Here is a 13,293-nt window from a genome sequence, read left to right as displayed (position 1 = left end):
TTTTGTTTTGCAGGCCAGTCCCGTGACCACCATCGCCACCGCTTTTAATACTCTGCCGCTGTCCGCCGCCATGCTGGCTAACCTCGAATCCCTCGGTTATGCCCAGATGACGCCGATCCAGGCGCAGAGCTTGCCGGTGATCCTCAAGGGGATGGACCTGATCGCCCAGGCCAAGACCGGCAGCGGCAAGACCGCCGCGTTCGGCATTGGCCTGCTCAACCCGATCAACCCGCGCTACTTCGGTTGCCAGGCACTGGTGATTTGCCCGACGCGCGAACTGGCCGACCAGGTCGCCAAGGAAATCCGTCGTCTGGCCCGTGCCGAAGACAACATCAAGGTCCTGACCCTGTGCGGCGGCGTGTCGTTCGGCCCGCAGATCGCTTCGCTGGAGCACGGCGCGCACATCATCGTCGGCACCCCGGGGCGCATCCAGCAGCACCTGCGCAAGGGTTCGCTGGTCCTCGACGGCCTGAACACGCTGATTCTCGACGAAGCCGACCGCATGCTCGACATGGGTTTCTACGACGCCATCGAAGACATCATCGTCAAGACTCCAGAGCGTCGTCAGACCCTGCTGTTCTCCGCGACTTACCCGGTGGGCATCAAGCAACTGGCCTCGAAATTCATGCGTGATCCGCAAACGGTCAAGGCCGAAGCGTTCCACGACGACACGCAGATCGAACAGCGCTTCTACGAAATTTCCCCGGAAGATCGCATGGGCGTGGTGACGAAAGTCCTGCACCACTTCCGTCCGGCGTCCTGCGTGGCGTTCTGCTTCACCAAGCAGCAAGTGCAGGAAACCGTTGATCACCTGACCGCCAAAGGCATTTCCGCCGTCGGCCTGCACGGCGATCTGGAACAGCGTGACCGCGATCAGGTACTGGCGATGTTCGCCAACCGCAGTACCTCGGTACTGGTCGCCACCGACGTCGCCGCCCGTGGTCTGGACATCGATGCACTGGACATGGTGATCAACGTCGAACTGGCGCGCGATTCGGAAATCCACATTCACCGCGTTGGCCGTACCGGTCGCGCCGGCGAAAAAGGTATCGCAATCAGTCTGGTTGCACCGGGCGAAGCGCACCGCGCGCAAGCCATCGAACAACTGCAGAAATCGCCGTTGAACTGGGATCAGGTCGATAACCTCAAGTCCCAGGGCCTCGCACCGCTGCAACCGCCGATGACCACGCTGTGCATCGGTGCTGGCCGCAAAGATAAAGTGCGTCCGGGCGACATTCTGGGTGCATTGACTGGCGATGCCGGCATTGCGGGGGCGCAGGTTGGCAAGATCGCGATTTTCGACTTCCAGGCTTATGTAGCCGTTGACCGCACCGTGGCCATGCAGGCCTTGCAGCGTTTGAACGACGGCAAGATCAAGGGCCGCTCGCTGCGCGTACGCATCCTGTAAGAACAACGTAACTCCCCTGTAGGAGCTGCCGCAGGCTGCGATCTTTTGACTTTGTTTTTTAAGAGCAAGATCAAAAGATCGCAGCCTGCGGCAGCTCCTACAGTTCGTTTTGTGGTGATATTTCAGAGGACACCGTTTTGCGCTCTACCGAAGTCGTGATCATTGGCGCTGGCGCCGCTGGGTTGATGTGTGCACTGACCGCCGCCGGGCGCGGGCGTCAGGTGTTGCTGCTCGACCATGCGAACAAGGCCGGCAAGAAAATCCTGATGTCGGGCGGTGGCCGCTGCAACTTCACCAACATGTACACAGAACCGAGCAATTTTCTCTCGCAGAACCCACACTTCTGCAAATCCGCGCTGGCGCGCTACACCCAGTGGGACTTCATCGGCATGGTCGGCAAACACGCCGTGCCGTATCACGAGAAAAAACTCGGCCAGTTGTTCTGCGATAACAAATCCAGCGACATCCTCGGCATGCTCCTCGACGAATGCGATCAAGTCGGCGTCGAGCTGCATCTGGACACCTCTATTCAAACGATCGAGAAAGTCGAAAGCGGTTACCTGCTCGACACCACCCTCGGCCAGATCCAGTGCCAGTCGCTGGTGATCGCCACCGGCGGGTTGTCGATCCCGACGCTGGGCGCCACCGGTTTCGGTTACCAAGTGGCCAAACAGTTCGGCCATGAACTGCTGCCAACCCGCGCCGGGCTGGTGCCGTTTACCATCACCGATCAGCTCAAGGAACTCTGCACCGAATTGTCCGGGACGTCGGTGGATTGTCTGGTCAGCTGCAACGACCAGAGCTTTCGCGAGAACATCCTGTTCACTCACCGTGGTCTCAGCGGCCCGGCGATTCTGCAGATTTCCTCGTTCTGGGAATCTGGCGATACGGTTGAGATCAACCTGCTGCCGGATCACGACGCGGCGAGCTGGTTGCAGCAGCAAGTCGCCGACCGCCCGAACAGTGAGCTGAAAACCCTGCTGGGTGAAATCTTCACCAAGAAAATGGCCAACCTACTGGCGGACAACTGGTTCGTGTCCAAGCCGATGAAGCAGTACACCCACGCGGAACTGGCGGAAATCGCCGAGAAGCTGGGCAGCTGGAAAGTCGTGCCGGCGGGGACTGAAGGCTATCGCACCGCTGAGGTTACACTCGGTGGCGTTGATACCCGCGAAGTGTCGTCCAAGACCATGGAATCGCTGAAAAGCCCGGGCCTGTACTTCATTGGCGAAGTGCTCGACGTCACCGGTCATCTGGGCGGTTTCAACTTCCAGTGGGCGTGGGCCTCGGGCTACGCGGCTGCGCAGTACGCTTAATTCAAAGCTAAATACAAAAACCTGTGGGAGCTGGCTTGCCAGCGATGAGGCAGGCAGATCCAACATCATTGTTGACTGTCATGCAGCCATCGCTGGCAAGCCAGCTCCCACAGGGTTCCGTGCCCAATTCAAGATTTAGTTCTACACAAGATCTCAAAGGAACACTTTTTGCTGTCAGATGTGATCGGCGCCATTGCGTCGGCGTCATTACTGGCTCAATTTAGCGGCATCGCCTCGGAAGGCCTTCGCACTTCATGTCCTCGACCTCGTTTCGTCAGTCTTTGCGGCGCCTGTGGGCGCTGGATAAATTCAGCTACAGCGTGCGGGTATTCATCGCCCTGACCGGCAGCATGGCGCTGTGTTGGTATCAGGATGAAATGGGCCTGCTGATCCCGTTGTTCCTGGGGATTATCGCCAGCGCCCTGGCCGAGACCGACGACAGTTGGCAGGGCCGCCTCAACGCCCTCGCCGTGACACTGGTGTGTTTCAGCATCGCCGCGCTGTCGGTGGAATTGCTCTTCCCCTACCCCATCGTGTTTGCCATTGCATTGGCGCTGGCCAGTTTCGGTCTGACCATGCTCGGGGCGCTCGGCGAGCGTTATGGGGCGATTGCTTCGGCGACGTTGATTCTGTCCGTATACACGATGATCGGCGTTGATCAGCGCGGTGGCGCGGTCACCGATTTCTGGCACGAGCCGATGCTGCTGGTCGCCGGCGCCGCTTGGTACGGCTTGCTCTCGGTGTTGTGGCAGGCAATGTTTTCCAACCAGCCGGTGCAGCAGAGTCTGGCGCGGCTGTTCCGCGAACTGGGTTTTTACCTGAAGCTGAAATCGTCGCTGTTCGAGCCGATCCGGCAGATGGACGTCGAGGCCCGTCGCCTGGAACTGGCCCAACAAAACGGTCGGGTGGTGGCGGCGCTGAACAGTGCCAAGGAAATCATTCTGCACCGCGTCGGCAATGGCCGCCCCGGCTCGAAAGTCAGCCGTTACCTGAAGTTGTATTTCCTCGCTCAGGACATCCACGAACGCGCCAGCTCTTCGCACTATCCGTACAACGCCCTCGCTGATGCGTTTTTTCACAGTGACGTGCTGTTTCGCTGCCAGCGCCTGTTGCGCCAGCAAGGCAAAGCCTGCCGCGCACTGGCCGAATCGATTCAGATGCGCCAGCCGTTCATTTACGACGCCAGTTTCGCCGAAGCCCTGAGCGACCTCGACGCTTCGCTCGAACACCTGCGCATCCAGAGCAACCCGGCCTGGCGCGGATTGCTGCGTTCGCTGCGCGCACTGGCGGCCAACCTCGGCACCCTCGATCGTTTGCTCAGCGACGCGAGTAATCCGGATGCCTTGGCCGACGCGACCGACAGCAGCCTGCTCGACCGTTCGCCGCGCAACCTCAAGGACGTCTGGATTCGCCTGCGCACGCAACTGACGCCGACTTCTCTGTTGTTCCGTCATGCCCTGCGCCTGCCCTTGGCCCTGAGTATCGGCTACGGCATGGTGCACCTGATTCACCCGTCGCAAGGCTACTGGATCATCCTCACCACGCTGTTCGTCTGCCAGCCGAACTACGGCGCCACCCGGCGCAAACTCGGTCAGCGGATCCTTGGCACCGCCATCGGCCTGACCGTGGCGTGGGCGCTGTTCGATTTGTTCCCGAGCCCCTTGGTCCAGTCGTGCTTCGCCATTGCCGCCGGCGTGGTGTTCTTTATCAACCGCACCACCCGCTACACTCTGGCGACGGCGGCGATCACCATCATGGTGCTGTTCTGCTTCAACCAGGTCGGTGACGGTTACGGGCTGTTCCTGCCGCGGTTGTTCGATACTTTGCTCGGCAGCCTGATTGCCGGCCTGACGGTGTTCCTGTTCCTGCCGGACTGGCAGGGCCGACGCCTGAACAAAGTGCTGGCCAACACCCTGACCTGCAACAGCATCTATCTGCGTCAGATCATGCAGCAATACGCCGCCGGCAAGAGTGATGACCTCGCCTATCGGCTGGCCCGCCGCAATGCGCACAACGCCGATGCCGCGCTGTCGACAACGCTGGCGAACATGCTCATGGAACCGGGGCATTTCCGTAAGGAAGCCGATGTCGGCTTCCGCTTTCTGGTGCTGTCGCACACGTTGTTGAGTTATCTGTCAGGGCTGGGCGCGCATCGCGAGACGCAGTTGCCGGCGGATGTGCGCGAGCATCTGATTGATGGCGCCGGGGTGAAACTGGCGACGAGCATCGACGAAATCGCCCAAGGGCTGGCAAACAAGCAGCCAGTGGCGATTCAGAGTGATGAGGAAGAAGCACTGGCCAATGAGCTGGAGCAGATGCCTGATGAGATTGATGAAGGGCAGCGGCTGGTGCAGACGCAACTGGCGTTGATCTGTCGGCAGTTGGGGCCGTTGCGTACATTGGCGGCGCATTTGATCAAGGACACCGCTGAAGTTTGAGGTGGCCGGACTGGCCCCATCGCTGGCAAGCCAGCTCCCACAGTGGGTAGGGTTGATTCACAAAATTGTGCATCACCAAAGAACCCTGTGGGAGCTGGCTTGCCAGCGATGAGACCCTCAGCAACAACACAACTCCGGGACCAGAAACTCACATCCCATGCTGGCGAAGCAACTTTTCATAACTCCCATCCGCTTTCATCTCCGCTATGGCTTTATCAAACCCCGCGACAATCTGCTCATGCTGCGGATTCTTCAGGCTTACCAGAATGTGCAGGCTGTTCTCACTCAACGGTTTGGGAAGAAACTCCACCGAATTGCGCACCTTGGCGGATTCCCGCGCCAGGTAATACTTCGCCACATATTCATCCTCCAGCGTCAACTTGACCCGATCCGCCGCGAGCATGCGCACGGCCATGGCGAAGTTATGCACAGGGACTTTCTGCAACGCCGTGTCGGCATCGAACGGCGCCGAATAGGCGTAGCCACGCACCACCGCAATCGGATAGGTGTGCAATTGCTGCAGATTGCTGTAATCGAGTGGTGTGTCTTTGCGCTTGAGAAAGCGGATACGGTTGAGCAGGTATTCCCCGGAAAACTGGCCAAGCCTGGTTCGTTCGTCGTTGTACCAAGCGTTGACCAGCACATCGTAGCGACCCTCACCGACGCCAAGCAGCGCCCGCGCCCACGGCACCTGCTCATAACCGCTGGCATAGCCGGCCCGGGCGAGTGCGGTGGTGACAATGTCGGTAGCCAGACCGCCGTTGACTAGCGTCTCGTCGGTAAAGGGTGGCCAGATATCAAACACCAGTCGCAGCTTCTCCGCTGCAGCGGTCTGAGCCAGCAAGAGCAATCCGATCAAAGCAAAGGCTCGATGCAAACGCGGCATGCTTGAAATCCTTAGCGGGCACATTGCCCAGCATGTTTTCAGCCAAAACCCCAAGGCCCCTTACCGGCAAAACCCAGGCCCTAACATTAGCTCATTGCAGCCAGTGCACCGGGCTCTCCAGCAGATTACACAAAGTCGCCGAGGCTGCGAGAAAGGAATGATGGCATTTTGACCTTTGTCACAGACTCTTACGCCATACAGACATCTTTGCCGTGGGCGCTTAGTATCGGGCGACACGTTCAAGGAATCGGCAAATGACAATCGAATGGGTCTGCAAACATCACAGTGATCTGGGCAAGGAACAGCTATACGCGCTGTTGAAGCTGCGCTCGGACGTGTTCGTCGTCGAGCAGAAATGCGCCTATCCGGACCTCGATGGCCAGGATCTGGAAGGCGATACCTATCACCTGATGGGTTGGGAAGATGACCAGTTGATGGCGTACCTGCGCCTGCTGGATCCGGAATCCCAGGGTGGCGACGTGGTGATTGGCCGGGTGGTTACCGCACCGCAAGGGCGCGGCAAAGGGCTGGGGCACGAAATGATGGAGCAAGCACTGAAACAGGCCGAGAAGCATTGGCCGCAAGTGCCGATCTATCTGTCAGCGCAGGCGCATTTGCAGGGGTATTACGGCAAGTACGGGTTTGTTGTGGCGGGTGAAGAGTATCTGGAGGATGACATTCCACACATTGGCATGCGTCGCTCCTGAACAACCCTCACCCTAGCCCTCTCCCAGAGGGAGAGGGGACTGACCGAGTTGTCTTGCGTCAGACATCGACCTGAAAAGCCGAGTCGATTATGGATTCACAGCAACACTTTCAGGTCGGCGTACCTCTCCAATATCCCCCAATCGGCTCCCTCTCCCTCCGGGAGAGGGCTGGGGTGAGGGGCTCTTTTTCAGGGATACTCCAGAACTGCCTTGATCTGCCGCAAATTACGCTCGATCCACCCGCGATCAATCGCCCCCCACTCGCGAATCCGATAGCGCCCGGCGTGATTACGCGCGCCCTCCTCCTGCTCGAATTCACAGACGATATCCAGATCCGCCAACGCGGCAATCGTGTCCTGCGCCGTGCGCCGGGGCATGCCGGTCACTTCGGTCAGCGTCGGCACACTCGGCGCCAGACCGCTGTCGATCAGGTACGCCACATACAAGCGGCGATAGAAACTGCTTTTGGTCTTGCTGACGTCCATCCACACCTTCCTGGTTGCGTACTGTTAAGCCTGCATATCGCGCCATGTCAGGTACACGCGCAGATCAAACTCGACCTGGTGATACCCCGGCAGCATGTGCTCGCACAATTTATAGAACGCCTTGTTGTGATCCGACTCCTTGAAGTGCGCCAGTTCGTGCACCACGATCATTTTCAGAAAGTCCGGCGCGGCATCCTTGAACAACGAGGCGATACGAATCTCTTTCTTGGCCTTGAGCTTGCCGCCCTGCACCCGTGAAACCGTGGTGTGCAGACCAAGGGCGCGATGGGTCAGGTCAAGACGGTTGTCGAACAGCACTTTGTCGATGGCCGGGGCGTTGCGCAGGTATTCCTGTTTCAGATCCAGCGCGTAGCTGTACAAGGCCTTGTCGCTCTGCACGTCGTGTCGCCCTGAATAGCGTTGATTCAGGTATTCACCCAGACGCCCTTCGGCAATCAATTGGCGCACCTGATCCTGCAATTGCGCGGGATAGGCCTGGAGGTACTTCAACACTGTCATGGACGAGCGACACGGTTCGAAAAAGGTCTGCCAGTGTAGCGAATTCAACCGGGTAGCGCGCTCCAGTCAAACGGTTCGGCGAAGCTGACCGCATCCTCGGCCATCAATGGCCGCGCGACGAGAAAACCCTGCACGTATTCGCAGCCGTGGGCTTGCAGCCATTGGTATTGCTCGATGGTTTCCACCCCTTCGGCAATCACCAGCAAGCCGTATTGCTTGCACAGACTGATCACCGTACTGACCAGCGAGGCGTCGCGTTTGGAGTCCGGCAACCGCGCAATAAGATGGCGATCGAGCTTGAGGGTATCGAGCTCCAGATCGCGCAGATGCGCCAGCGAACACGGCCCGGAACCGAAGTCATCCAGCGCCACACGCACGCCCAGATTGCGCAGCAAACGCAGCTGTTTGCGGGTTTCGTCGGGATTCTGCATCAGCGCTTCTTCGGTGACCTCGACCTCCAGTTGCCGTGGCTGCAAGGCGTGCCGCTCCATGACCTGGCGCAACTCGGTGACCAGATTCGGCAGGCTGAACTGGGTATTGCTCAAACTCACGCCGAGCACCAGATCTTCGGCAAACAGAGTTTCCCAGGCTTTACGCTGGCCGGCGCCGCGATGATAAATCCAGCTGCCGAGGCGACTGATCAGCCGCGCCTCTTCCAGCAGTGGCAAGAACAGCCCCGGCGGCACATCGCCGACACTCGGGTGCTGCCAGCGCAACAACGCCTCGAAGCCACGAATCTGGCCCGTGTCGATGGCCACTTGCGGCTGATAGACCAGATTGAAATCGCGATTCTCGATGGCCGCACGCACGCTCTCTTCGAGCATCAGTCGCGAACGTGCCCGGCCGTTCATTTCATGATCGTAGAAACGATATTGCTGGCGCCCGGCGCGCTTGGCCTCGTACATGGCGATGTCGGAGGCACGCAGCAATCCGTCGAGGTTCGAGCCGCAATCCGGATAAGTGGCGATGCCGATACTGGCGCCGAGGGCGATGTCCAAGCCTTCGATCTGCTGACAGATCGACACCCGTTCGATGAGTTTCTCGGCAATCTTCGCCGCTTGTTCGGGAAATTCAAGATCCAGCAGCGCGGTGAATTCATCGCCACCCATACGCGCGAGAATATCGAACGGCCGCAGGCAGGTCTTCAATTGCTCGGAGACCCAGCGCAACACCCGATCGCCGGCATCGTGGCCTAGCGAATCGTTGACCCGTTTGAAGCCGTCGAGGTCCAGATACAGCAACACCCAACTGCTGTCGCTGCGCTCGCCCCGCAGCAGGAGGTTTTCAACGGTCTGGTAAAACCCGCGCCGGTTGAGCAACCCGGTCAGTGGATCAGTCACCGCTTGAAATTCCAGTTGCTGGTGCAAGTGCCGCACCACCGACATATCGAGTACGGTCACCACCATTGCGTGTTGCTCGGAGGGCAGCGCGGCGCAGGACAACGCAACCGGCACTTGCTGGCCCGGTGCGGTGCGCAGCAAGGCGTCGTGCAGCCTCAACGTCTCGCCACGCTTGTAGCTGGCATAAAACTCGGAATCGGCCCACAGCGGGATGTGCGGCTTCTGTAGAAAATCGAGAAATTCCTTACCTTCCAGTTCCTTCACCGGCGCATTCAGCAAGCGTGAAATCGCCGGGTTGGCGAAGCGGATCAAACCGTCCTCACCCACCACCAATATCCCTTCGGCAGCGTTATCCAGCACCGAAGCATTGAAGGCGCGCGCTACTTCCAGGTCATGACTCAGGCGCTGCAACGCGCGGCGATTGCGCTGGTGTTCCAGCAACGCTTGCACTTTGGGCTTGAGGATCTGCGGATCGAACGGCTTGAACAGGTAATCCACCGCGCCACTGGCATAGCCCTTGATCACGGCGTCCTGGGATTGCTCGTTGGCGGTCAGAAAGATAATCGGCGTCAGGCGCGTGCGTTGGCTGCCGCGCATCAACCGCGCCACTTCAAAGCCGTCCATGCCCGGCATCTGCACATCCAGCAGCACCAGATCGACGTCGTGAGAGAGCAGAATATTCAGCGCTTCGAAACCGGAAGCTGCGGTGAGGACGTGCCAATCCTGACGCTGCAGCAACGCGCGCATGCTGATCAGATTTTCAGGGTAATCATCAACGATCAAAAGGACAGAGCTGCCTTCACCTGGCGGGGGTTGCGCGCATTCCATGCTGCTTCTCTTGTCGGGACTTCAGGGCGATTCCGGTAAAACCGTACACACATCGAGCCTTCACTCTAGTCGTGGATCCGAAAAAGCAGAAGCTGTCATCAGGCCATCATTTAACCAAAGCGTGAGTTTGCCGACTAACGGTCACCGCTGAAGCCCCCGGAAACCGGCAGAGATGGCATTTCGACAGGATGTTGACGTCAATCATCTGCCAAACGGGCATTAACAAAAAATCCCTCTACGCTTATAAAGGCCGCCCCAAAACGTGCGGGCTAGAGCTTCTGGCACGTACGTGCAGTGAAACTTGAGTGGAAGAACCGACATGATCGATCTCGCAACCTGGAACCTCAGCGTTCCCGTTGGCAGCCCGCCATACACCGTCGAAACCTCCAAACTGGTGAACGGCTTCAAAGATCAGTACTTCCATTCCGACACCGGCACCTTGTTCTTCTGGTCACCGGTTACCGGGTCAAAAACCGAAAACGCCATCTACCCGCGCACCGAACTGCGCGAAACCTACAGCAACGGCACCCTGCGCAACTGGTACTACCCGGACGCCGACAACCTGCTGCGCGCGACCCTCACGGTGAACAAAGTGCCGAGTTCGGGCAAGATCGTCATCGGCCAGATTCATGCTTATGAAAGCCAGAAGCCGATGGTCAAACTCGAGTACCAGTACAAGACCAAAACCGAAACCGGCAACCTGGTGATCAAAGTACGCATGCACCCGGATGATGACGAAAGCCGCGTCATCACCCTGGCCACCGGAATCAAACTGGATCGCGAGTTCAACTACCTCATCCACTTAAGCCCCGGCGGCGCACTCGGCATCAGTGCGGCGGGTTATCAGTGGGACTCACAGATCAGCGCGACATGGCGCAACAAGCCGTTGTACTTCAAGGCTGGGGTTTATGTGCAGGACAACACCGGGTATACGAGTGAAGGCGGGCAAGTGACCTTCAGCAAGCTGGATATTGATCATGATAAATAACAGGGCACTGACCTGAGCATCAATTATCGATGACTTAAAATCAAAATCGGCAGACTTCCTCAAGTCTGCCGCATGACATTGATATCGCAGCAAAGATGAAATTAGCTACTTTTAAAATCAAACATCGCAATCAAAGAAAATGCTTTTTCTTCAGCACAATAGATCACACCCTTCGGATAATCTCCGCCTCGCTCCAAACAAACAAAGCCCTTGGCACTCCTTGAGTTATCAATCCCGTCCAACTCCAGCTGCACGTGGGCAGCTGTGCCGGGGGCACCCAAATTGTGCGGTTCGTCAAGCGGAAGGTTTTTGCGGAAGGAGGAACCAATATAGAACTCATTCCTGCCTACATACTGAAAAAATTTGAAATTAAAATATTCTCCACTGTGTTGCAAAAACTCTCTACCACGAATTGAGACGGTAAAGCTTTCCCCCCCGGGAATCGCCAGAAACATTTGAACGTCGCCAACACCAACACTGGTAACTCTTTTGTCCTTTTGCATTTTTTCCATCCTGAAAGATAACTGAGCGCCCACGATAGATCGCCAATAAACTTTCCACACCTGTAAGATCTGACAGGTTTTTATACCTAAAAAATATAGCCAGTGTCTTTTTAGAAGCTTAATCAACAAACCTGATCAGTTGTCCAGCCAAAAACTGGATACTTGGTTTGAACGCTCTCGAATTCGGATTAAACCCAGGCGACGCTTTATTTAAACGACACGTTTAGTTTTCTCGGCCGTCACTTCCGGATGCCTACAACAGCTTGCGCCGTTGCCTACCACTACGCCAGAATCCGCCGGCTTGTGCGCCTGGCGGGCCATCGGTAACTTGATTCGCGTCACTGATTTCCAGTGATCGGGTTTAGTAGCCCGTGGTTACGCGATGCGCATTGGCACCATTCAGTCGGGCATAACCCGCGCTTGATGGTAGCTGTTCGCAGGGCGCCTTCGGGTGCGCCGGTCGCGTCTCCCCGGTCTACTAACCTGCGTTCAGCTGCCACCCTCTTCGTTTAGTAGCGATCCGGTGTCGGCTCCATTTACCGGAGACGAAACATGATCAAATCAACGCCTCACCCGCCAGAAACAGATCCCGCATCCCCCTACGAATCCCTCGACTCAAAAAAACTCAGCGACGCCGCAGAACGCGCCCTCGACCATTACCTAAAACCGTCCGCCTTCATCATGGCCAGCACGCATAAACCCGAACCCATGTACCTCGCCAACCCGAAGTACAACACCGAATCCCTGCTGGCCAACGCCAGCGAAACTCTGGGTTCAGCCAGCGAAATGCTCAACAACTTCGCCGCCATGCTCGACACCTCACACCGCAAGACAGCGCTGGGCATTGCGCAAGTGGTCATGCTCGGTGAACTGGCGGTAAATCAGGCGCTGGATCATGTTGAGTTGAAGGAATAGTCGCCCACAAAAAAAACCCGCTTCACTGCGGGTTTCTTAAGCCAAATGGACTAAATGTTCCGCATTCGCAACATCGACATCAAAATGTGACGGTAGCGCAACATGGAATGACTCTCCTTTAATCACCCGTCTCGGTATTCAACTACACGAAAAACGTATAAATCGTGGCCTGACGCAGGCGCAGCTTGCCAATCTAGCGGGACTGACACGATACAAGCGAATAAAGGGGGGACAAAGACACAAAAAAGGGGACGGAATCGTGATAAATAAATCCGCCACTTTTTTTGCGATTTCACCGAGATCTCAATCAAACAAATCCGGCCAATTTGACATTGCCTCCTTTGCCACTCCCTTATTTATTCAAAAACCAAAATCCTTATAGCGAAACAATATTAAAACCTGTCATTTATTACAGGTTACCTGGAACAACTTCTCGCCTAATCTCATCGACGTAATACGAGACAACCTATTTGACTTCAATACTGAATACACAGAAGGTAAATATCATGAAAAATTACAATGGCTTCGTATTTAACGCCGCCGGCGAGGAACATGCCGCTACACTCAGATTTGACGATCCAGCCCAACCAACTGGCAACATAAGTAACGGCTACATGGACTATTGCGGACTTGACTTCGTCGTCACTGGCACCTGCACAAAGTCCACTTGGACTTATAAGCTTCAAGCGAAATCAGATGCCAAAAATAGAGATGAGCTAAACCATGGCCCAAGTACTCTCAGTATTGATATGAAATCAACTGATGGAACCGACAAGAAATTGGAAGGTACAGTTATCGTTAGAGCAGGCGGGCCGTATGTAGGCCAAACCTTTGGAATCAGATTCACAAAAGGCTGACATCCTTCATTACCTATGAGACAGGATGAATCAGTTAACCTTACACTCAGCTGACCCTTCAGATAACGCTGATATATAGCCTCCAGCGAGATCGGCTTAATCT

The 13,293-nt window shown here is 56.8% G+C and carries 12 protein-coding genes; 7 read left to right on the top strand and 5 right to left on the bottom strand.

Annotated elements, in window-relative coordinates; all coding sequences use genetic code 11:
* Nucleotides 1-22 precede the first annotated feature (22 nt).
* From dbpA to yccS, 3 genes are all read left to right on the top strand, one after another.
* The gene (gene dbpA, locus QZR14_RS15135; RefSeq protein WP_311996992.1) at nucleotides 23-1,408 is read left to right on the top strand and encodes an ATP-dependent RNA helicase DbpA; all 1,386 of its coding nucleotides are present in this window, start codon (nucleotides 23-25) and stop codon (nucleotides 1,406-1,408) included.
* 137 nt (nucleotides 1,409-1,545) lie between these two features.
* Nucleotides 1,546-2,724 (top strand): NAD(P)/FAD-dependent oxidoreductase, encoded by a 1,179-nt coding sequence (locus QZR14_RS15130; RefSeq protein ID WP_311996991.1) that lies wholly within the window; start codon nucleotides 1,546-1,548, stop codon nucleotides 2,722-2,724.
* Nucleotides 2,725-2,978: 254 nt separating this feature from the next.
* The gene (gene yccS, locus QZR14_RS15125; protein WP_311996990.1) at nucleotides 2,979-5,162 is read left to right on the top strand and encodes a YccS family putative transporter; all 2,184 of its coding nucleotides are present in this window, start codon (nucleotides 2,979-2,981) and stop codon (nucleotides 5,160-5,162) included.
* A 148-nt stretch (nucleotides 5,163-5,310) separates the two neighbouring features.
* Here yccS and QZR14_RS15120 read toward each other — a convergent pair whose 3' ends face one another.
* Nucleotides 5,311-6,048 carry a substrate-binding periplasmic protein gene (locus QZR14_RS15120; RefSeq protein ID WP_250605856.1) on the bottom strand — a complete coding sequence of 246 codons (738 nt, stop codon included), beginning with the start codon at nucleotides 6,046-6,048 and terminating at the stop codon, nucleotides 5,311-5,313.
* A 254-nt stretch (nucleotides 6,049-6,302) separates the two neighbouring features.
* Between QZR14_RS15120 and QZR14_RS15115 the strand changes: the two genes are divergently transcribed.
* The gene (locus QZR14_RS15115) at nucleotides 6,303-6,755 is read left to right on the top strand and encodes a GNAT family N-acetyltransferase (protein ID WP_250605855.1); all 453 of its coding nucleotides are present in this window, start codon (nucleotides 6,303-6,305) and stop codon (nucleotides 6,753-6,755) included.
* Nucleotides 6,756-6,943: 188 nt separating this feature from the next.
* On the opposite strand, the gene QZR14_RS15110 is transcribed toward QZR14_RS15115, so the two are convergent.
* The 3 genes from QZR14_RS15110 to QZR14_RS15100 are packed head-to-tail and all read right to left on the bottom strand — an operon-like array spanning nucleotide 6,944 to nucleotide 9,927.
* Complete coding sequence (locus tag QZR14_RS15110; protein WP_007913779.1) at nucleotides 6,944-7,240, bottom strand: winged helix-turn-helix domain-containing protein; 297 nt, start codon at nucleotides 7,238-7,240, stop codon at nucleotides 6,944-6,946.
* Between the two features lie 24 nt (nucleotides 7,241-7,264).
* Entirely contained in the window at nucleotides 7,265-7,759 is a 495-nt protein-coding gene (locus QZR14_RS15105) for a M48 metallopeptidase family protein (RefSeq protein WP_034153713.1), read from the bottom strand.
* Between the two features lie 44 nt (nucleotides 7,760-7,803).
* Nucleotides 7,804-9,927 (bottom strand): putative bifunctional diguanylate cyclase/phosphodiesterase, encoded by a 2,124-nt coding sequence (locus QZR14_RS15100; protein ID WP_311996989.1) that lies wholly within the window; start codon nucleotides 9,925-9,927, stop codon nucleotides 7,804-7,806.
* Nucleotides 9,928-10,246: 319 nt separating this feature from the next.
* On the opposite strand from QZR14_RS15100, the gene QZR14_RS15095 reads away from it, so the two are divergent.
* Nucleotides 10,247-10,915: a polysaccharide lyase family 7 protein gene (locus QZR14_RS15095; protein ID WP_016987239.1), complete on the top strand. Its 669-nt coding sequence runs from the start codon at nucleotides 10,247-10,249 to the stop codon at nucleotides 10,913-10,915.
* Between the two features lie 101 nt (nucleotides 10,916-11,016).
* Here QZR14_RS15095 and QZR14_RS15090 read toward each other — a convergent pair whose 3' ends face one another.
* Entirely contained in the window at nucleotides 11,017-11,418 is a 402-nt protein-coding gene (locus QZR14_RS15090) for a hypothetical protein (RefSeq protein ID WP_311996988.1), read from the bottom strand.
* Between the two features lie 552 nt (nucleotides 11,419-11,970).
* On the opposite strand from QZR14_RS15090, the gene QZR14_RS15085 reads away from it, so the two are divergent.
* Nucleotides 11,971-12,333, top strand: a complete 363-nt coding sequence (locus QZR14_RS15085) for a DUF6124 family protein (protein WP_273916221.1) — start codon at nucleotides 11,971-11,973, stop codon at nucleotides 12,331-12,333.
* 506 nt (nucleotides 12,334-12,839) lie between these two features.
* On the top strand, nucleotides 12,840-13,190 hold the full coding sequence (locus QZR14_RS15075; RefSeq protein WP_311996987.1) for a hypothetical protein: 351 nt from the start codon (nucleotides 12,840-12,842) through the stop codon (nucleotides 13,188-13,190).
* Nucleotides 13,191-13,293: the final 103 nt, after the last annotated feature.

The organism is Pseudomonas sp. rhizo66 (assembly GCF_031931925.1).
Classification (GTDB): domain Bacteria; phylum Pseudomonadota; class Gammaproteobacteria; order Pseudomonadales; family Pseudomonadaceae; genus Aquipseudomonas.
This window is presented reverse-complemented; position numbering and strand designations above follow the sequence as displayed.